The sequence below is a fragment of the Schaalia odontolytica genome (assembly GCF_009730335.1).
Lineage (GTDB): Bacteria > Actinomycetota > Actinomycetes > Actinomycetales > Actinomycetaceae > Pauljensenia > Pauljensenia dentiphila.
Window position 1 is genome coordinate 273,790 of sequence record NZ_CP046315.1, and the last position, 19,936, is coordinate 293,725.

19 protein-coding genes are annotated in these 19,936 nt (G+C 63.1%); 12 read left to right on the forward strand and 7 right to left on the reverse strand.

Annotated elements, in window-relative coordinates:
- Positions 1 to 8: 8 nt before the first annotated feature.
- The gene (locus FOC40_RS01240; protein ID WP_004565387.1) at positions 9 to 1,337 is read right to left on the reverse strand and encodes a PLP-dependent aminotransferase family protein; all 1,329 of its coding nucleotides are present in this window, start codon (positions 1,335 to 1,337) and stop codon (positions 9 to 11) included.
- A 594-nt stretch (positions 1,338 to 1,931) separates the two neighbouring features.
- Between FOC40_RS01240 and FOC40_RS01245 the strand changes: the two genes are divergently transcribed.
- Positions 1,932 to 2,135 (forward strand): hypothetical protein, encoded by a 204-nt coding sequence (locus tag FOC40_RS01245; protein ID WP_039929640.1) that lies wholly within the window; start codon positions 1,932 to 1,934, stop codon positions 2,133 to 2,135.
- 105 nt (positions 2,136 to 2,240) lie between these two features.
- On the forward strand, positions 2,241 to 3,221 hold the full coding sequence (locus FOC40_RS01250) for a hypothetical protein (RefSeq protein ID WP_004565386.1): 981 nt from the start codon (positions 2,241 to 2,243) through the stop codon (positions 3,219 to 3,221).
- On the opposite strand, the gene FOC40_RS01255 is transcribed toward FOC40_RS01250, so the two are convergent.
- From FOC40_RS01255 to FOC40_RS01265, 3 genes are all read right to left on the reverse strand, one after another.
- Positions 3,173 to 3,640: a DUF488 family protein gene (locus tag FOC40_RS01255; RefSeq protein WP_039929639.1), complete on the reverse strand. Its 468-nt coding sequence runs from the start codon at positions 3,638 to 3,640 to the stop codon at positions 3,173 to 3,175. The two genes, FOC40_RS01250 and FOC40_RS01255, sit on opposite strands and share 49 nt — an antisense overlap.
- Before the next feature lie 426 nt (positions 3,641 to 4,066).
- Positions 4,067 to 4,585 carry a hypothetical protein gene (locus tag FOC40_RS01260; RefSeq protein WP_231126037.1) on the reverse strand — a complete coding sequence of 173 codons (519 nt, stop codon included), beginning with the start codon at positions 4,583 to 4,585 and terminating at the stop codon, positions 4,067 to 4,069.
- Positions 4,582 to 5,517 (reverse strand): hypothetical protein, encoded by a 936-nt coding sequence (locus FOC40_RS01265; protein WP_004565383.1) that lies wholly within the window; start codon positions 5,515 to 5,517, stop codon positions 4,582 to 4,584. Before FOC40_RS01265 ends, FOC40_RS01260 begins: the two co-directional genes overlap by 4 nt.
- A 464-nt stretch (positions 5,518 to 5,981) precedes the next feature.
- On the opposite strand from FOC40_RS01265, the gene FOC40_RS01275 reads away from it, so the two are divergent.
- The 7 genes from FOC40_RS01275 (at position 5,982) to FOC40_RS01305 (ending at position 14,584) form a co-directional block, all read left to right on the forward strand.
- Positions 5,982 to 6,335: a hypothetical protein gene (locus FOC40_RS01275; protein ID WP_131240562.1), complete on the forward strand. Its 354-nt coding sequence runs from the start codon at positions 5,982 to 5,984 to the stop codon at positions 6,333 to 6,335.
- Between the two features lie 208 nt (positions 6,336 to 6,543).
- Entirely contained in the window at positions 6,544 to 8,472 is a 1,929-nt protein-coding gene (locus FOC40_RS01280) for a TIGR03773 family transporter-associated surface protein (protein ID WP_155844097.1), read from the forward strand.
- A gap of 71 nt (positions 8,473 to 8,543) precedes the next feature.
- Positions 8,544 to 10,157, forward strand: a complete 1,614-nt coding sequence (locus FOC40_RS01285; protein ID WP_004565379.1) for an anchored repeat ABC transporter, substrate-binding protein — start codon at positions 8,544 to 8,546, stop codon at positions 10,155 to 10,157.
- Between the two features lie 350 nt (positions 10,158 to 10,507).
- Positions 10,508 to 11,569 (forward strand): choice-of-anchor M domain-containing protein, encoded by a 1,062-nt coding sequence (locus tag FOC40_RS01290; RefSeq protein WP_155844098.1) that lies wholly within the window; start codon positions 10,508 to 10,510, stop codon positions 11,567 to 11,569.
- Complete coding sequence (locus FOC40_RS01295) at positions 11,566 to 12,285, forward strand: anchored repeat-type ABC transporter ATP-binding subunit (protein WP_004565377.1); 720 nt, start codon at positions 11,566 to 11,568, stop codon at positions 12,283 to 12,285. The genes FOC40_RS01290 and FOC40_RS01295 overlap by 4 nt, the downstream gene beginning before the upstream one ends.
- Positions 12,282 to 13,196, forward strand: a complete 915-nt coding sequence (locus tag FOC40_RS01300; RefSeq protein ID WP_004565376.1) for an anchored repeat-type ABC transporter permease subunit — start codon at positions 12,282 to 12,284, stop codon at positions 13,194 to 13,196. The genes FOC40_RS01295 and FOC40_RS01300 overlap by 4 nt, the downstream gene beginning before the upstream one ends.
- Before the next feature lie 221 nt (positions 13,197 to 13,417).
- A complete protein-coding gene (locus FOC40_RS01305) occupies positions 13,418 to 14,584 on the forward strand; it encodes a S8 family peptidase (RefSeq protein WP_004565375.1) in 1,167 nt (388 codons plus the stop codon).
- Between the two features lie 670 nt (positions 14,585 to 15,254).
- Here the strand turns inward: FOC40_RS01305 and FOC40_RS01310 are convergent.
- Genes FOC40_RS01310 through FOC40_RS01320 form a run of 3 tightly spaced genes read right to left on the reverse strand, consistent with a single transcriptional unit; the run spans position 15,255 to position 17,666 of the window.
- Positions 15,255 to 15,950: a DUF6318 family protein gene (locus tag FOC40_RS01310; protein WP_004565372.1), complete on the reverse strand. Its 696-nt coding sequence runs from the start codon at positions 15,948 to 15,950 to the stop codon at positions 15,255 to 15,257.
- Positions 15,951 to 15,964: 14 nt separating this feature from the next.
- Entirely contained in the window at positions 15,965 to 16,879 is a 915-nt protein-coding gene (locus FOC40_RS01315) for a hypothetical protein (RefSeq protein ID WP_231126038.1), read from the reverse strand.
- Positions 16,866 to 17,666, reverse strand: coding sequence for a DUF6318 family protein (locus FOC40_RS01320; RefSeq protein WP_004565370.1), 801 nt, complete (start codon positions 17,664 to 17,666; stop codon positions 16,866 to 16,868). Before FOC40_RS01320 ends, FOC40_RS01315 begins: the two co-directional genes overlap by 14 nt.
- 457 nt (positions 17,667 to 18,123) lie before the next feature.
- On the opposite strand from FOC40_RS01320, the gene FOC40_RS01325 reads away from it, so the two are divergent.
- The 3 genes from FOC40_RS01325 (at position 18,124) to FOC40_RS01335 (ending at position 19,905) form a co-directional block, all read left to right on the forward strand.
- The gene (locus FOC40_RS01325; RefSeq protein ID WP_004565367.1) at positions 18,124 to 18,816 is read left to right on the forward strand and encodes a hypothetical protein; all 693 of its coding nucleotides are present in this window, start codon (positions 18,124 to 18,126) and stop codon (positions 18,814 to 18,816) included.
- Positions 18,817 to 18,931: 115 nt separating this feature from the next.
- Complete coding sequence (locus tag FOC40_RS10860) at positions 18,932 to 19,186, forward strand: integrase core domain-containing protein (RefSeq protein WP_004565366.1); 255 nt, start codon at positions 18,932 to 18,934, stop codon at positions 19,184 to 19,186.
- A 74-nt stretch (positions 19,187 to 19,260) separates the two neighbouring features.
- Positions 19,261 to 19,905 (forward strand): hypothetical protein, encoded by a 645-nt coding sequence (locus FOC40_RS01335; RefSeq protein ID WP_004565365.1) that lies wholly within the window; start codon positions 19,261 to 19,263, stop codon positions 19,903 to 19,905.
- Positions 19,906 to 19,936: the final 31 nt, after the last annotated feature.

Genomic DNA, 19,936 nt, shown 5'->3' on the forward strand with positions numbered 1-19,936 from the left:
GGTATCTCTTAGCGATCGGACCCGGCCCCGGCCTCGTCGCCCGAAGCCGTACCGAACATGTCAACGATTTCCTTCTCCGTGTTGACGACCGTCGAGAGGCGGCGAACGCCCTCGCGGATGTCCTCGGGAGTGGGGTAGCAGAACGACAGGCGCAGGTGGTTGGAGCCCGAACCGTCGTAGAAGAACGCCGTGCCCGACACGTATGCGACCTGGGCGCGCACGGCGCGTGGCAGCATGGCCTTCGCGTCGAGGCCCTCGGGCAGCGTGACCCACGTGTAGAAGCCGCCGTCCGGCACGGTCCACGTGCACGAAGGCATGTACTCCTCGAGCGAGGTGAGCATCGCGCGGCAGCGCTCCGCGTACATCGAGCGGAAGGACTTGACCTGGCCGTACCAGTCGTAGTTACCCAGGTAGTCGGCGATCGCCATCTGGCCCACCATCGACGGGCACAGGATTGCGGATTCGAGGGCCAGGACCAGCTTCGCGCGGATCGCGTGCGGTGCGTACGCCCAGCCGATGCGGAAGCCGGGCGCAAACATCTTTGAGAAGGAACCCAGGTAGACGACGCCCTCGGGGCTGTACGAGGCGATGGCCGGGAGCGGATCGTTGTGGAAGCCGAGCAGGCCGTAGGGGTTGTCCTCGACGATCAGGACGTGCTCGCGTAGGCAGATCTCGGCGATGATCGGGCGACGCTCGGCGGAGAGCGTCACGCCGGCGGGGTTGTGGTAGTTCGGGATGATGTAGATGAACTTGATCGTGCGGCCCGAGGCGCGCACGTCGCGGATCGTCTCCACCAGGGCCTCGGGGATGATGCCGTGCTCGTCCATGGCAACGTGCACGACGTCGGCCTGGCGCGCGCGAAATACGCCGAGCGCGCCCACGTAGGAGGGTGCCTCGGCGAGGATGACGTCGCCCGGGTTCACGAAGAGCTCCGTGACGAGGTCGAGGGCCTGCTGGCTACCCGTCGTGACCACGACGTCGTCCGGGTCGGCGCCGACGATGCCGTCGTAACCCATGACCTCGGTGATGCGTTCGCGCAGCACCTCCCAGCCCTGGCCGCTGCCGTACTGCATGGCCTGCGCGCCGTGGTTGCGGATCAGCTTCTCCGCGGACGCCGCGAGCTTATCGAGGGGCAGGTCCTTGAGGTTCGGCATGCCACCGGCGAGGGAGACGACCTCGGGGCGCGACACGACCGAGAAGAGAGCTCGAATCTCGGATGCGCGCAGGTTGTGTGCGCGGTCCGCGTAGACGTCGTACCAGGGGTCGAGGCGGTTTCCCTGCGCGGGCGTGCGCCCGGATGAGGCCGGGGTGCCGCCGTTGGTCGAAGGCTGAGTCAAGGCATGCCATCCTTTGCATGAAGTTACATAGAACCGTATAGGTCAAGTGTGCCACTTTCCTGGCCATACGGGGTAACGGGGCCGGTGGTTGGGCAGATGTTTCACGTGAAACATTGATTGTGGTGGCGCTCATGTTCCGGGCGCCGGAGGCCCCGGCCGCTGTGTCGGCCGGGCTGCTCTGTGTGCTCGTGGGCGGCGGCCCGACCGCGAGCCGTCCGCGCCGCGAGCTTTGCTCGGCGCGTCGTCACGAAGCCCGGCCAGGCCCCGCCACCGCCCACCGGCACCGCGGCCAGGCCGCGCGTGTAGGGCTGCCGTTTCCTCCGGGTACTCAGGCCCCGAACAGTGGTGAGACGATAGCTCTTCTTGACTCCGCGTCCGTCCAGGGATACGAGGTATTGAATCAGAGCCCGAATCCGTCGATAGGGGTCAGAGTTCCGAATGGTGACGTCAACCGTGTTATCCCTTCACACCGCAGGCAAAATGATGATATATGCCGTGCAAAGTGCTAAGATTTCAGTAGCAAAGCCAGCCGTTGACCCTCCGCTGATATGGAGAAGCCGATGACTGGCTTTTTATCTATTGAGGAGCGGCAACGTGGCCAGTTTTTTGGAGCGTGCAGATGAGCTTGTTTCCAACTGCGTACGCCGCCTCAACAAGGGGAGTGCTGAAGAGGCAAGCCTCTACTGGATCTTCTACTACGACTACCCGCCATCAACGAAAGTGGCTTTCAACCCCATCACAGGGCACCAGTTGAACCTCGCGCAAAGCGACCAGCATCGATATGACTGCGTACTTTGAAGCATTGGTGAAGAAACAGAAGGTAGCCCCGCGAAGGGGAGAAGAGCTCCGAAGTCTTGGGACATTGGAATCATGCTGTGCACGACGATTCGATAGAGTGTGCGCATGACACGCGATGCTGATGCCGACGCCATTCAATTTGATCCCGATAACTTCTGGGCCGATCAGCCCGCTCTTCCCAAACAGGCCGAGTCAATCGATTGGGAAACGGAAGAGGTGCGGGAGGCGCGCGTCAAGGATCGCCTCGGACGGGAGATCAAGGTCCTTGTCTTGGTAAAGACCATGCCTCAGCTCTCCGCCCAGTACAACGACACCGTGTGCGTCGCAGGCCTTGCGCTGGATCCCTTGCGTTGGGTGCGCCTCTACCCTGTGCCCTTTAGGTACTTGGCTGTGGAGAACCAGTTTACGAAGTACGCGCTCATCAAAGTGAAGGTGCGCCTCTCAGACGGCGATCCCCGTTTCGAAAGCCTCAAGATCGACGCGACCTCGATACGCGTTGAAGATGAGCTCGACAGTAGGGATGGCTGGAAGCTCCGCGCTCGGTATGTGGAACCGGTTGGAGAAGTGTCCTTGTGTCAGCTGCGTCGCAATATCGACGATGATGACAATGGTCCTTCCCTGGGCCTCGTGCGCCCTCAGTGCGGAAGCGTGAAACTGCAACTGGAAACAACTCCACCCGAAACGGACAAACAAGCGATGAAGCGTCAAAGGATCCTCATACGCCAGGAACTGGACCTGGGTGGTGCTTTTGTGGACCAAGGACTCATCAAACTTGCCGAACCTCCGCGCCTGTCAGGGTGGTTCTGCTTTACGTGTGAGGGCGAACCCGAGTGCACTGGCCATAGGCTTGGTTTCATAGACTGGGAGTTCGCTGCTCTTCAGTACAATAAGAAATCTCTCGATATCGAGGGGCTCAAGAACCTGTTAGTCGCTAAGTTCGAGACCAATCCCACCGCGCAGGGTAAGGATCTCCGGTTCTTCGTCGGCAACCTCCACGACAAGGTTAAGCGCAATGCCTTCCAGATCCTTGGCCTCTACTACCCCTCCACGAGGGCTGTCTTAGCCGAACGCAACTGTCTGTTCTGAGCCCGTAGCCGCTGGATCACCAGGTGGCGGTGGCAACACTTAGGGGTCTCTTCGAAGCATAGGATGATCACGTTCCCTCGCCGGGTGAGCTCAGCGAGTTCTCCCAATTGCCGGTCGGCTTCGGGGGTGCTGAGGACTTCGTCGTTGAAGCGCTTGTGTGCGCGCTCGGCTTCGGGGGTGCCCGGATGGGCGAAGCCGGGGCGGTTGTCCTTTGGGTTCCCCAGTGCGCGCAGGTGTACGTAGTCCACGCCTGCGCCCGCCAGAGCGTTGGAGAGGGCCGTCTTGGAGAAGCCCTTCTTACGCGAGATCGCGTTGAGGCGGATATCGACGACGTAGGCGGCGTGCAAGCGCTTGCACTCGTTGAGCAGGTCCTCAATCGAGTGGCCTTCGTATCCCCAGCCGGTCACCACGTGTGTCATGCCCTCCATCTTAGACTGGGATCAGCGCTGGTGTGAGGCGCTAAGGCATGGAGGAAGGGTCGAGCCGCTATGATTCCGGCAACCGCTGTAGTGCTATAGCGGCGCGTAAACCTGGGCGCATGCCAGGGTTTTGTTGGAGTTCGACCGTTCCGTTTTGCTTTCCTTTTTTCACCTGAGTAAGAAACATCGATTCGCGGATCCTGAGTCGAGGTTTGCGCGCCCCCGTCACTAATGTCCACGTGCTTGGTACTCTGTATCTCGTCGATTTGTGGCAGTAATGCTGTCCGCGGCAACCCGAGTGATCCCCGGAACCATGTCCATCTCTCAAAGATATAATGATGCTACTTAATCGATGCGAGTATCTCAGATGTTGATGAATCGCGTCAATAGGCAATGGTCAGTGTGATGTCGTTTGGCATCCTTCTCTCATGGGCGCTTCATTGCGATGCGCTCGTACGCTCGGCGGAGCCGCTTGAGGCACATGCCGATCACGAGCAGGAAGTGGACGGTGCCGGCGACTGCGATCCCGGTGAGCGTGGGTCCGCACGAATCATAGCCGATCCACTTCCCAGCGCCGCACACGATGAGGTAGATCGCCAGCGTCACCCCCCAGAGAATGGCCCAAAGGGTGTTGGCCATGCACTCATCGACGAGCGCGAAGTCGTCCTCGCCCAGACGCTTGTCGTTGTCCAGGGTGGTCCGAAGCTGGAAGAGGAACACCGCCATCGTGAACAGCAGACCAGCGACGATGGAGATGCCCGAGACGGCGCCGCCGACGTCGGCGATCTTCGCGCCCAGCTTCCACGTTGCCGTGCCTGCGATCAGCGGCAGGAGTGCCTGCGCGGCAACGCCCCACCAGTCGGTGCGGCCGATGCGGTTGTCATAGAGGGTGCTGAAATGGTCGGCTGGTACTCTCCACAGGGATGCCTTGCCCACCGTCTTCACTCTCCTCGGGACGGCCTCGCCGGTCGGCTCCACGATGCCTCCCACGCTGCACCACGGCGTTCGCACAGGTCCCTCACGCGCTCCGTGCACTTGGCCACTAGCTCTGAGGTCTCGAGCGTGGGCTCGGTGGCCTCGTTGAGCAGCTCACGGATGGCTGGAGCCCCCTCGGTGCCCAGCTCGAACTTCTTGGTGCGCCCGTCGTGCTCCATGGTTACCCACACCCTGTGATCCTCCGGCAGGTCCTCGACTGAGACGATGCGCTTGAGGGTATTCTCGTCCTTGAGGCCGTTGAGAAGTTTCCTCGGGAACCGCTTCCTGCGCTGCGGCCGAGCGATGTGTGACACCTTGCCAACCTCGACGTGGGGCCCATCCGCGACGTCGACACTCTTGCCCTCTACACGCACCTCCACCTCCGTCAGCTCGGCAGCCTCGGCCCATACCTCACTCTCGGTGACCGCGGTCATCACCATGGTCACCTTGTCGGTGTAGTTGCTGAAGTATGGGCGGAACAGGTCTCGGATGCGTCCGCCAGCCTGGCCGCGGGAAGATTCCTCCGACAAGAAGTACGCCCGCTCGCCCGTCTCCGGAACGAAGAGGAGGGCACGGTTGCTGCCGGTCGGTGCCTGGTTGTCGGCGATGGTCCCCACCGGTTCGCCAGTGTCAACGTCGACGAGTTCGCCGGCCTCGCCATAGGCTCCGACGCGCAGGTCTAGCAGGAGGACCCGCGGTGCGTAGAGGGATACGTCGTCCACGCTCACCCAGGTCTGTCGGTCCTCGTTGTGAGTCTCGGCCGTCGTTAGATTCTTAACCCAGGTTTCGAAGATCTTGAGCAGGTCCTCGCCGTCCAAGTCTGCCGGAGCGAACGAGGAGGGGTTGCGCTTGCGCTTCTGGCGGAAAGCCAATTCGTAGACGGTAAGGACTCGACGTCCCATGATTCCTCCTTAATTTAGATAGGAACCATCATAGTAGTCTGCTTTGACGGTCATTGGACCAGACCGTTCTCAAGTGATGATTGCGGCAGATCCTGCTTATCTAGGAATGAATCTTTCCGCGATTGGTAACTTCATCGTGAGGAGCAATCATCTGTTTCGCCTCTCTGGCAATGTTAGTCATAGTCGTCTGACCAGTGGCTGCCGGGTAGAGAAACGAGAAGTCCGCAGCCCCTGCGGGTCTGCGGACTTGCGTGGAACTCCGGCCTGGCCGGAATTCGCTCAGTGGCGGTCGGCCTTCACCAGGCGCTTGGCGTCGGCGAGCTCGTTGAGCTGATCGATGTGGGCCTGGGCAACCATGACGTCGATGGTCGAGAACATGAGTGAACTCCTCGTGGGATCGTATGTTGTGTTGATTCCCTGTTTGACGAGGCCGGGGATCACCCGGCGGATCTCGTTCGTGGAGTGTGCCAACGCGGGTGGCGTTGGCGCGACCCTGCGTTTCAAACAAGAAAAGCGCCGGACCAGCTTGGCAGCTTCGTCAGGCGCTTGATGGTTATAGTTTATCCCTCACAAAACGCGCAATCAACCGTTCGGCCAGTAATTTAGATCGCATCAAAAACCAAGCAATTGCAAAGCAAAGTGGTTACGTGCACACCACCTGCGCAAACGTGCGCACGCCGTCACAATTCATCTATTGTGTCGGCTATGCTCGCCCACAGATCACAAAATTTCGGATATTTGTATGTCGGTTTGTGCAGGTTCATGAAACACCTGTATGTGCGACCCTGGCCCGCAAGGGGCATGGCAACAGCGATTGAGGTGGGGGAGTGGTGCTCACCGAAGTTTCGGGGCGTCATCAGAGCTCTCGGCCGCATTGCCTGGCCGTAACTGGGGCCGCCCTCATGAAGGGGATGGGCTGCAATCACGGGTTTCGGGTGCCAGAACTTTGCGCGGCGTGGGCCGCAGGCATAGAATGATAACGATTCTCATTCATATACACGTGCGAAGCACCTAGAGGACCCCCTCATGAACCCCACGAAGTACCGGAACCCGGGCCGCGCAGCTGCCCGGGCTTTCGCCGCCATGGCCCTCGCGGCCACCTTCTTCCTCGTGCCCGGAGCGGCACACGCCGCCGACGAGGCCACCGCCGACACCGCGGACGCAGTAGCGACAGAGGAGTCCACCACCGCCGACGCCGCAACGACCGACGCAGCCACGGCCTCGTCCGAGGCCGACGCTTCCACCTGCGCCGTCATGCGCACCGCCCCCGCAGGCACCACGGCCACCCTAGACCGCGGCCACGCCGACATCTTCGACCTGACCTCCGACGCGTCCGGCACCCTGACCCTCCGTATTAAAGAGGACGCCACGGGCTCTGGCGTCATGCGTGAGCCCGAGCAGACGCTCCTCGCCGTCAACAAGTCCACGCTCACCCAGATCCCCGCCTCCGTTAGCCAGGCGACCGGCGCTCCCGCCGCCGCGTACCTTCTTGGCCAGTCCGGCGACAACCAGGCCACCGTCCTGTGGCCCGGCTGGGACACCCTGGGCGTCACGGCCGGCGGATACGACGCCGCGCGCTTCCACATCTCCTACACGGGCCCGGAGAACGGCCGCATCTACGCCTTCACCTCCAGCTTCACCGAGGGCACCAAGGCGGTCACCAATGACGGCAGCTTCGACCTGGCCCCCGAAGGTGACGACATCGACCAGCCCTACGCCGCACACAAGCACGTCAACTGGCTGTTCACGCGCGCCGGCCGCTACACGCTGACCGTCCAGGCCAGCGCGTGGACCCCCGGCAACACCGGCGCCGCCAACGCCGTCGCGCCCGCCCGCACGTACACGATCGACGTCGCCGACGAGGCGTCGTGCCTCGCCGAGTCCGGATCGGCCCCCTCGACCGACCAGGCCCAGCCCGCCCCCGCCCCCGGCGTGGGCGGCGCCGCGGGAACGCCCAGCGCCCCGGCCCCCGCACCCGGCGCGACGGGAACGACCGGCACCACCGGCACGACGACCGGCGCGAACCCCGCCCCCTCTTCGGGCGCGCGCACCACCTCCGGCACGACCGGCGGTGAGCGCTGCGTCGCCACCCGCATCACCCGCGAGGCCACCGAGGCCGAGGCCGCCACCCTGGCCTCGAACAGCGCCCCCGCGAACACCGCGCGCACGACCCTGACGGTGAGCGTCGGCGACGGCGCCTCCGGCAACGCCACCGATGGCCACTTCGACCTGGGACCCGCCATCGAAAACGGCACGCTCGTCGCCCGCGTCAAGGACGACCGCACCCAGCCCGCACAGTGGGTCGACCCCTCGTCCCTGACCTTCGCCCTCGGTGACGCCGCGCGCATCACCGCGCCCGCCGACCTCGGCTTCGTCGCCACCCCCGGCTCCAGCGTCTGGCTGATCCCCTCCACCCAGATCGCGGGTGTGCCGTGGCTGGGCCTGAACTCCCAGCGCGAAGAGATCGTCACCGGCACCACCGGCCCCGTCCAGTTCACCCTCGACGCCGTCGAAGGCCCCGGACGCGTCGCCGTCTTCAACGCGGGCGCGCTCGGCTCCGGCGTCGGCGAGCACGTCTTCGACGGCCCGGGCACCGGCTACACGCTCGGCGCCAACACGCACGCCCACCAGAACTGGGTGTTCACCGCGCCCGGCACCTACACACTGACCATCACCATGCGCGTCACCCCCAACGGCGCGGCGCTCGCGGGCAGCGGCTTCGGCTCCGGCGGCGACCTCACGGCCACCGGTGCGACCGGCCCCAACGGGCGACCCATGGTCTCCCAGGTCGTCGGCCGCACCGCGTCCGGCAAGGAGTGCGACCTCTCCCTGGCCACCACCGGTGCCGACACCATCCCCCTGACCGTCGTCTCCCTCACCTGGGCGCTCACGGGCGCGGCCTGCGTGTGGGTGGGCGCGATCGGACGCCGCCGCAACCTGTGCAAAGCGCTGTGACCCCTCATTTACGAGGCCGACTCTCCCTCATCCCCCGCCTCCCCTTCCGTGGGTGGCGGGGGAGTGGGTGTGTGCTCGCTGCCTCGGCGTTAGCGCTCACGGCTACCCTGGCCGGCTGCGCGCCTGCGCCCGACCCCGCAAGCGATGGCGAACTGCGCGTCGTGGCCACGACCGGCATACTCGCCGACCTCGTGCGCAACGTCGCCGGAGACCGCGTCCGTGTCACGCAGATGGTGCCCGACGGGGCGGATCCGCACTCGTGGGAGCCCTCCCTGCGCACAGTGCGCGACGTCGCCTACGCGGACCTCGCCTTCTCCAACTACCTCATGCTCGAGGAGCATGCCCTCATCCGCGCCCTCGACTCCAACCTGCCCGCCGGATCGCGCTCCGTCTCCGTCGCCGAGGAGGCCGCCAAGAACGGTGCGACCATCCTCCCCCTCGTCGAAGACCGCGCCCTCGACACCCCGTGGCTCGGCATGCGCGTGTGGGGCGACGGCGCCGACATGGGGGCCACCCGCGCCTCGCAGATCGACCTGACGACCACCGGCGTCGACGGGCCCGGGCAGGCTGCCGCGTACCTCACCACGTCCTTCGGGCAGCCCGAGATCGCCTTCGCGACCTCGGACGGCTTCAACGCCGCAGGCGGATACGACACCGACACCGCGCAGCTACCCGCCGATGCCCACCAGCACATGAGCTGGGCGTTCACCGCCCCCGGCGTCTACCGCGTCCACTTCCGCGCCAACCTGCGCACCACCCCCGGCGCTACGCCCGTCAGCGTCGGGGAAGGCAGCGCCGTCTTCGCCGTCGGCACCCCGCCCGAGGAGATCGCCGCCAGTGAGGGCCGCCGCGTCCTGTCCGCCGGCCACGCCGACATCACCGTCAACCTCACCACCAAGCGCGTCGAGCTCGCCTCCGACGCCGGAGCACTCAGCGGGGACGAGGCCTCGGCCCCCTGCGTGGGCGGAGGAACCACGGGCGCGGCCGTCGCCTCGACCATGGAATGCACCGACCTCGACCAGGTCGTCATCGAAGTGCCCACCCGCGCGCTCACGACGATCCCCGGGGAGGCCTCGTTCCGCTTCATCGGTGAGCCCGGCGCCAGCGTGTACATGCTGCCGCAGGCCGTCCTCGGCAAGCACGTCCACGGCGACATCGACCCCCACCTGTGGCACGACGTCCACAACGCCCAAGCGTACGTGCGCGTCATCCGCGACTCGCTGATCTCCGTCGACCCCGACGGCGAGGCCACCTACCGGGCCAACGCAGCCGCCTACCTGACGCGCCTCGACGAGCTCGACGCCACCGTGGCCTCGACCATCGCGTCCATCCCCGAGGAACGCCGCAAACTCGTCACCACCAACGACGCCTACGCGTACCTGGCGAACGCCTACGGGCTCACCGTCGCCGGCTTCGTGGCGCCCAACCCCAGTGTCGAACCCTCCATCGCCGACCGGATCAAACTCCAGGCCACCCTGTCCGACTCCTCGATCCCCGCGGTGTTCCTCGAACCCAACCTGGCGCGCACCCGCTCCACCCTGCGCACCGCCGCCACCGACGCGGGCGTGGACATCTGCCCCCTGTACGGCGACACCCTCGACGACCAAGCACCCACTTACATCGACATGATGGAACACAACGCCCGCTCACTGGCACGCTGCCTGGGCGGCAAGGAGATGCCATGAACACTCATTCCTGCTCCACTTCCGGCCGAGGTGTCGTCCGCCAGGACGACCGCCGGCTCTGCGCCCCGGGGGCGGCGGCCCGCCCGCGAGATCGCCACACGCGAGCTTCGCTCGGAGTGGTCGATCTCGAAGCCCGGCCAGGCCCCGCCACCGCCCCCGGGGCTAGCCGGCGGCCTTTCCGCAAGCCCGGCCAGGCCTTGCCGCCGACCACGGGACAGAGCGGGCGGGCATCACAGCTCGTCGTACGTCCAGGTGCCACCGCCCATGGGGGGAATGGCAGCACTAGAAGCATCCCTACGGCGTGTCGTCGGCGTGTCGCGGCTCTAATGACGTTATTCCCCCGTCTCGGCATGTCGGTGTTCGCCCTCATCGTGTCGGCTCTCCTCGTCATCGCGGGTGCTCCCTCTTCTTTTGCTGATCCGAGTCCCGACCCCGACCTCGCGCAGAGCGTCGCCGCTCACGAGGAGTGGTCGAATGAGGCCAGCGAGATCGCCGTCGGGCACGTCGACCTCGGCCCCCGACTGATCGACGGACAGTGGCGGGCCGGCCTGCGCCACGACGCCGAGAGCGGCCCCGTGTGGCGCGACCCCAACCAGACCGTCCTGCGGGTGAGCGACGCGGCCGTCATGACCGCGCCCGACTCCGCCGACTACCCCTTCCTGGCCGACGTCGCGGGCAAGCCCGTGTACGTCGTTCCCCAGACGCAGAACCCGAACGTCGTGTGGCTCGGCTGGAACACGCAGGACCCCGCCGTCACGGCCACCATCGACCGCGGCCTCACCATGCGCGTCGGCCCCGTGAGCGGCCCCGGCCGCGCGTGGCTGTTCCTGCAGTCCGGTACCTTCGGCAAGCCCCTCCTGCTCGCCGACTCGGGCGCGGCGCCTGGCGACGTGTGGATCGACTCGGGCACGCACGTGCACGCCAACTGGGCGTTCTCCGCGCCCGGTACCTACACGGCGACCGTGACCTTCCTGGGCACGACCACCGCCGGCGAGGCTGTGGCCGCCTCCACGACCCTGCGCTTCGCCGTCGGTGACGCCGCCTCCGCGTCCGAGGCCCTGGCCATGGCCGCGCCCGCCGCTGCTGATTCCGCTTCGGCGGGGGCGTCCGCTTCTTCCCCGGGCGCCGCGCCCGCTGCTTCCGGGGCCGCCGACCCCGCTGGCTCCTCCTCTGCCGCCGGTGCCCAGTCGGGCGGGCTGCCCGACTGGGCCTTCCTCGCGATCATCGCCGTCGCCGCGGCGTCCCTCCTCGTGATCGGCGCCCTCGTCGTGGCGCGCTCGCGCCGCAGCCGCGCCGAACAGGCCGCCGCCATCGCCGAGGCCGACTCCATCCTTGCGCCCCTGCCCGCCGCCCGCGGTGAGGGTTCGGGCGAGGGCGGCCCCGGCCTCGTCGATCGAGGAGGGGAGCAGTGAGCCAGCTGCGCGTCACCGGACTGGGCGCGTCCCTGGGCGGGCGCAGCGTCCTCGAGGGCGTCGACTTGGAGGCCCGGGCCGGGGAGCTCGTCGGCCTCATCGGACCTAACGGCGCCGGGAAGACCACGCTGATCCGCTCGATCCTGGGCTTGATTCCCTCCAGCGGGCGCGTCGAGACCGACGGCGCGATCGGGTACGTGCCGCAGCGGCACGAGTTCGCGTGGGACTTCCCGATCAGCGTGCGCGACGCCGTCCTGCAGGCCGTCACCGTGCGGCGAGGGCTGCTTGGGCGTGCGCGAACCCCGCACTTCCGCGCGGTCGAGGAAGCCCTGTCCCTCGTGGGGATGCGAGACCTCGCGAAGCGTCCCATCGGCGAGCTGTCGGGCGGCCAGCGCCAGCGCGTCCTCGTCGCCCGGGCCCTCGCGATCCGGCCCGCCGTGCTGCTTCTCGACGAGCCTTTCACCGGCCTCGACATGCCGACGCAGGAGATGCTCATGGACCTGTTCCGCGCGCTCGCGGACGGGGGGCGGGCCCTCCTCATGACCACGCACGACCTTATCGGCGCGCGCGCCGGCTGCGACCGCCTGTACCTGCTGCGGCGCACGATCGTCGCGTCCGGGCGACCCGACGAGCTGGCCGACGCCGACCCGTGGATCCGCGCCTTCGACGTGCGACCCGACAACCCGATCCTCGACGCCCTAGGAGTGCGCGCATGAGCACCGTGATCCACGCGGCCGGGGGTGGCCTCGCCGCGGCGGCGGACTTCCTGAGCCCCTACGACTTCTTCCGCGACCTGACGAATCCCGCGCTGGCGTTCCTGCCGCGCGCGCTGCTGATCGCGGTCGTCGCCGCGCTCGTGTGCGGCAGCGTCGGCGTGCACGTCGTCCTGCGCGGCATGGCTTTTATTGGTGACGCGGTCGCGCACTCCGTGTTCCCCGGCCTGGCGATCGCCTTCGTGTGCGGTGGGTCCCTGGTGTTCGGTGGAGCGCTCGCGGGCGTCGTGACCGCCGTGCTCGTGGCCTTGTTGGCGCAGAACCGCAGGCTCAAGGAGGACTCTGTCATCGGCGTGCTCTTCGTCGGCGCGTTTGCCCTGGGTGTCGCGATCATCGCGCGGGCACCCGGGTACGCGGGCAGCCTGCAGGACTTCCTCTTCGGGTCGATCACGGGCATCCCGGCGTCGGATGTGCCCGTGGTGCTGGCTGGCGCGTTGTTCGTGCTGCTCATGCTGTTCCTGGCGCACCGGCCCATCGTGGCCGTGACGCTGGACCGCGAGAGCGCCCGGGCGGCGGGCGTGCACGTGCTGCTGGCTGATCTTTCCCTGTACGTCGCCGTGGCCCTGGCGGTCGTGATCTCCGTGCAGACGATCGGCAACGTCCTGGTGCTGGCCCTGCTCGTGACCCCCGCGGCCACCGCGCGGCTCCTGTGCGACCGCCTGGGGACCATGATGATCCTGTCGCCCGCGCTCGGCGCTTCGGGAGGCCTGGTGGGCCTGTACCTGTCGTGGGCGCTGGACGTGCCCACGGGCGCCACGATCGTCCTGGTGCTCACCGCGTGCTTTGTGCTCGCCTGGGTTTTCGCGCCGAGGCACGGGCTCCTCGCGCGGACGTTGCGGGAGAGGCGGGGGTGAGCCCGGCGTTGCTGTGAGCGGGCCTGTGTTTGGGCCTGTGAGTGGTGGCCTGTGTGTGGGCTTCTTCGAGGACCCGGCCCCGGCCTCGTGAACCTCTGAATCGCTTGTTAACCTGAACAACTGGTCATATGCTTGGCGAGGTAGCACAGTGTTCTGTGGCCCACGAAATCGTGGGTGGAGGTGAGGCGAAAGTGAAGCGGCGTAAGCGTAGCCGGTCGCGCATGAGGAACAGTGTCGCCGTGGCTGCGGTGGGCGCGCTTGCGGCGGGTATCGTGTCGATTCCCGCTGCCCCAGCGAACGCAGCCGACACGATTACAGCGGCCGATCAGGCGTACTTCTCGTACTACGGATTCGATCGGGCGCGTGCAAAGGGCTACACGGGCGAGGGCGTCACCATCGCGATGATCGATGGCAAGGTGAATACCTCCGTCCCTGAGCTTGCGGGTGCAAACATCACGGTGAAAACTCCGTGCACGATTAACTCGTCACCCGCTCTAGAAACGCACGGAACGGGGGTTGCGTCCATCCTCGTGTCTGCGGACTATGGTGTGGCACCGAAGGTCTCTCTTCTTGCGTATCAGGGGACATTCGGTGCTGATGGCGATCAGGGTAGTAGCGATTGTGATGACCCAAGTGGCGTCACCAAGGACAGCCAGCCATGGCTTTTGAATCAGGCGATGAATGATGGGGCCCAGATCATCAACGTCTCGGCTTCGACGCCGAATGAGTATAAGGAACTCAAGTGGGTTACCGCTCGAGCGATTGCGCAACAGGTAATTTTGGTTAACGCTGCTGGGAATAGTTCACGTGATGATGACGCTACGTCGTTGTCTGCGTGGTCCGGTGTGGTTGGTGTGACAGCAATCAGTGTCGATGGGACTCGGCAGGACTATTCCTCGTGGGGTCAAGGTGTTGTAACCACATCGATCGGCGGGCCTGTGCTCTTCCGTAACATCGAAACCGGCGCTAACGACACTATCTCTGGTACGTCGGTCGCCTCGCCTATCGTCGCGGGTGTTCTGGCGTTGGCGAAGCAGCGGTGGCCTGAGGCGACCAGTAATCAGTTGCTGCAGTTGCTGGTGAAGACGGGCTTGAATCCTGATCACGGGTGGAACAAGTACACGGGGTTTGGCGGTATCGACCCGGGCGCGATTTTGAATACGGATCCGTCGCAGTTCCCTGATGAGAATCCGTTGGCGCAGAAGCAGGGCGGGTCGAGTCCGACGCCCGAGGAGGTCCAGCAGTACGCGGATGGCGTCGTGGATCCGACGGATATCGTGAACGATAGTTCGTACACGTATCGCGGCTTCGACGAGTCGAAGCTGAAGGATGGCCTGAACGTCTACCCGACGCACCTGGGCACGAGCCCGCGCTATCACCGCAAGTAGTTGCGGTGGCGCGCTCGAGGCCGCTTGGTGGCTGTTCCCGCGATTGTTTCACGTGAAACATTGACGCTGAGGCCCCAGCCCACGATGGTGGGCTGGGGCCTCAACATTCAGATTCCTGAAGATGCGGGATCACACCGCCTGCCTCATCTATGAATTTCTATGGAGTCAATCAAGGGTTCTATGAGATAGAAATGGGCTTCTATGACATAGAGGTGAGGGTCTATGAGATAGATGGGCGGGTCTATGAGATGGTGCCATCGGAGGGGCGGCTGCTCCTGCTGCGCCATCGTCGACGATAGCGATGAGGAGGCCCTCAGCAACGCCGGTGTACGTGGAACAACAGCGAGTATCAGGAGCGCTTCGGTGTGAGTGTGGAAGAAGTGCGTTCCGATCTCCGTGATCTTGTTTCGTGAGGCCTGGTACGGTCCACCGGACAGCGCCGTTGGGTGCGTTACGAGCTTGTTCAGGGGAACTGAGAGCTTCTTATTGCTGTCCTGGCAGTAATTGCACGTGAAACATCGCTGCTGAGGCCCCAGCCCACGGCGGTGGATTGGGGCCTCGGCATATGGTGCGTTTGAGCTATGGCACCACGGATGCGTAGGTAAGGGTCAATGAACAAAGTTGATTCCGCATCCTGTTGTGATCAGTGACTAACGATTTTCGGCGGTTATTAGTGATACCAGATGTGGGTGACGACCCATGTGTCCCCCCGCTCTTCAAGAAATAGGACACGGAAGAGTGTTTGTTCGTTGTTGCTTTCCTCGTCGGTCACTGTGCTTATGGTGTCGTATTGTTCTGATGCCTTTTCTTCTGTTAGGTGGTGGAATCCTGCAGGTGTTTGCAAATATGTGAATTCGATACAAATTCCTTGAGTGCCTGCCTTTTGGAGTGAGCAGTCATAAATCTTATTTGTTTGAAGATACGTATTGGTGAGCGGCTTGACGAGATATGCATCTGTATGCATGCGTTCCAGGTCATGTGCAAATGCATCGCAGTAGCCCTCAACCTGGCATACCTTCATAAAGTCTTCTGTGTCCCCGGTGTTGAACGCATACGCCCATAGGTCGATGTACCACTGTGATGTCGCTTGGGCACCAATTTGTCCGCCTGCGTAGAGGTGAGGCGGGGGAGTGGGCTTCGTAATCTCGGCCGGTGTTGGTTCTGCGGATTGAGGGGCGTCTCCTGATTGGGGGCCAGATTGTTCGGTGCTGTCAGACTGGGGTGACTGCGCTCTGGACTGAAGCTCAGCATTCGCGTGGGCTCGAGCGTTGAACGCGTGGAAACCTGTGAACGATGCGCCGATGATGACAACAGTGGCAATGACGGCGATGATCCACTTGCCGATGGTGGAGAGTTTGCTGATCATGGTGCATCACTCGCTTAGTGGCCTTGTTTTTCTTCTGAGGTGTCGGTGTTGTTGACGATGAGTTGGCCGAGGGGGAACGGGCCGGTTGTTTCGGTGGTGGTGACCAGGCCATTGATCGTCTGGGTGTCGCCCGTGAAGGGGTTGGTGGCCGTGCCCGCCCACGTCGTGGTGAGTGTGATGGTGCGCGTGGCACTGGGATATGGGCCGTCCAGGAAGGACTTCCACCCGTTGGGAGCCGTGTAGTAGTGGCGGATGAGCCTGGGGTCCTTGTTGGGGTCCATACCTTTTTCGAAGGCCATTCCTTGGTAGGCGGTGATGGTGTTCGGGGTGCCGTCGCCCCAGTCCCATTCGTATTTGGTGGCCTTCAGCGTGATGGTGATGTCGTGTCCCAATAGGTTGATGATGTGAGTCTGGGTCGGGTTGGTGACTGAGACGAGCGTAGGAATGTACTTGTTCGTGTACGAGACATGTGGGGGCTGCTTGTAGATCCCTGCGCCATCCGCGTGAATTGTGGCAGCAGCGTGACGCAGAATCTTCTGGGTTGAAGGAGGATCTGATGGCGTTTCTACGGACGGCGGAGGATCGTCGCATCTCCAGTAGGTAGGGAACATCAGATGACCCGAATCGTAGGAAACTGGGTGTTCACAATGGTAGCCAAGCGCAAAATCCAAAGCGCTGTTCGTGGTTGTTGGTTCAGTTGCTCGAGGTGAGCCCGTGTCATCTTCTGATGGTTGAGAGGGGCTTCCTACTGTGCCAGGACTATCTTCGTTCTCATCCTCCCACATATCAGTGTTGACATCCCTATCGATTCCGTTGGCGTCAAAACCTGAACTTGGTGCGAGGGCTATCGCGGGTAGGCAATTTAAAATTAGTAAAGAAGATGAAGTGGCGGTGATTGCAAGGAAAATACGTAATTTATTCGTCATCATGATCGGTGGCGCTTCCTTGTACCTCTGTCCAGCGGTTATCTTTCCATGTCATGAATAAGGTAATTGTTGAACTATGCTCAGAATCGTCAACAATAATGCTCTGCCCCTTGCACCTTGTTCCATTATTTGCGCTGACACGAAAGCGAACTCCGACGGTATTTGGTGGAATCGTTCCATCTTGCGATGAAACTGCTTCAAGACGAAGCACCTCCTGTACTGTTACTGAGTTTCCAAATGACCAGCCATTTGTATACATTTCTTGAGTATTGGCAATGTGGTTCTTTGCAAAGTTTGATGACGGGTCAGACATATCGGCTAGTGGCTGAGTGTCGCCAGTATTCCAAGAATAGATCAGGAGCGCGAGGTAGTGTTCTGCGGCTGCTTCTGCTCCTCGTTCTGTGTTTTCCTTGGCTTCTTCAGGTAGTTCGGGTTTGGTGTAGGTGTCTGCCGCGAACTGGGCGGGGCGCACGAGGACTCCGTCGGGGCCGATCTCGTAGCCGCCTGACATGGCGGCCTCGCTCGATACTGACGGCATGGGTGCTGGGTGCACGGTGGGTGTCGCCGCAGTGCTGGGGCGATCGTTCCACGAGCCGATGCTCGCGCCCAGCGTGTAGGCACCAACAGCTGCCACAGCCACCAGTACGGTGAGCCCGATACCTATTGCCCACGGGCGCAGCGCAGCGCGCCTGGCTGCTAGGGAGCGCTTCTTGCGGCGCGACGGTGGGGCGAGGAAGTCTTGCTCTTCTTCCTCGGCGTCGGGTCGCTCGGATAGGGGTGGGACCTTCATGGTGTGTGTGCCTCCACGGTGAGGTGTCCTCCGGCGCCCCCATCGTTGGGGGCCCGTCCTTTCTCATCAGGGTACGCGCAGAACCGACACGAAACACCAACAATGCTGCGCAACCATCACGCAAATCCTCCCACCCAAACCCCGAAAACCGCACGGATGTGCATGCCTGGCCCCGACCTCGTCGGGAGATGCGGGTACGAGAGTTCTCCCGGATTGCCAGCGACCACGATGCTGAGTTGCTGCCATCTAAATTGCCGCGTTCTGCCACCTCCGTGCGGTATGGTTATTGAGCAATGAAGCGGCTTTGCTCATCGACGCGCGGGAACGAACGACGCATGTCGGCGCGATGTGGCGGCGTATTTCTCGCATCGGAATCCACACCGTATAGAGAAACGGCAGAAACGACGAGAGCTCTCGAGGCAGAGAGGCCTTCCGTGGAGACACAAGGAGCACAACTATGGAAGCCATCGATGAGTTGATTAGTGCTGCGCAGACTTTCTACGACGATGCGCGCGCGAATGAGAATGGTCGCTCCCGCTCGTGGGAGCATTGCTATCGCGTCTTTCGAGATGCGCGGACCGACCCTTCTCCGGACTACGACTATTTGAGCCTGCACCTCGCTTTCTACCTGGCGAGCTGGGGGATGTATCGGGGTTCGTCCTTCCTGCTTCAGAAGGACTACAAGGTGCTGTCGCCCGTTGTCGAGGAGGTCCTGAAGCCTGAATACGATTGCCTATTTGGGGTCGCCTGCGTGGGTCTGCGGGAGGACGAGGTTCAGGCGAGGCTCACGGAGGTAAACGAGCGTATCTCCGCCCATTTCTGGCCGATCCGCAATGACATTGCAGGGCGCACGGTCGCGAGCCCAGTGTCGCCGGTCCTCATCACGAAAATCCTGATGGGAACGCTCGGGTGCGTGCCCGCGTACGACAGGTTCTTCGTCGACGGCATCAAGACATACAAAGTGACGACCCAGGAATACAGCCCGAAGTCAGTCCTCAAACTCGTGGACTTCTACGAGGCCCACAACGACCGCCTCGAGGAAGCGCGGCGCGGAATGCAGGCCGATGACCTGACCTATCCCCAGATGAAGCTGCTCGATATGGGGTTTTGGCAGATCGGGTTCGAAAAAGAAGCGAAGGATGCCAAGTGACCCGTCACTGACCGTCTGTGGGGTCGGCGACGCCGGGTTTATCGGTCGTCGCCGACCCCACCAAGAGTCGCTTACCCCCTCGATGCGCACGTGCCGCCCGCCGTGACGACGGTGGGTGGCCGAATGCTTATGGGCCACCCTCACAACCGAGTACTACTACCGGCGCACCTTCACCACCCGCAACCAGGTCTACACCGGGGTCGCCACCTGGATCGAAGACTTCTACAACCCCCGCCGCATCCACACCAGCCTCGGCGCCAAATCCCCCCATCGAAGACGAACGACACGAAGCAGCCTGGACAACAGCCGCATAAACAAACCGTCAACAACTTGCGCACAGGCCCAGACCCCAACTACACCCCAATTATGAAGAGCCCCAAAAGATGAGTCAGCCATGGGAATTTCCTCCTGTGTTCACGCTCATTCGGGCTGTAGACTTGGGGTATGTCAACGACCATCGACGTCTATCCGACAACGAGCTTCATGCCGCTCGTGGAGCAGACACGCGCCCGCACACAGGAGCTTTTCCAGCAGCTCCTTGACAGACACGGAGTCGGCTCTCGGATCGAAGTCAAGGCGTTCTACCCCTCTGCGGGGGGCTCGCAGCTCCGCTTCGTTGGCGAAAGTTTGGCCTGGGAACCAGGTATGGAACTTGGCTTTGGCTACTGGATTAACGGCGAGTGGGACTCCACCTCTTGGCCTGGTTGTTTCGCTGTCGAGGATGATGATCGGATCACTGAAGAAGATCTCATTTATCCGTTCAACTCAAAACCAGAACATCTTGGACTGTGGAGCATTGTTGAGGAGTTTGAGGATCTACTGCCACCCGAGCAGCTAACAAAGGTACTTCGTCAAGATCATTACTGGTATGAATACCGAAACATGGCCGGCCCTGCTGTTGCGTCGACAGGGTACGGGCTGGTTGCAGCAGCTCTTGCCGAAGCAACCAACGGAGTCATCGCCTCATTCGACAGCGCATTCGACATTGAACACAATGGCGAATCTGCTCAAAAATTCCTCACCTGGTGGGGCGAGAAGCAAATGACTTTCTACGGAACTGAATCATTTAAGAAGTCGCGTAACGTTTAGATGCCGGCTGGGATGATGTCGTCGATGAGCC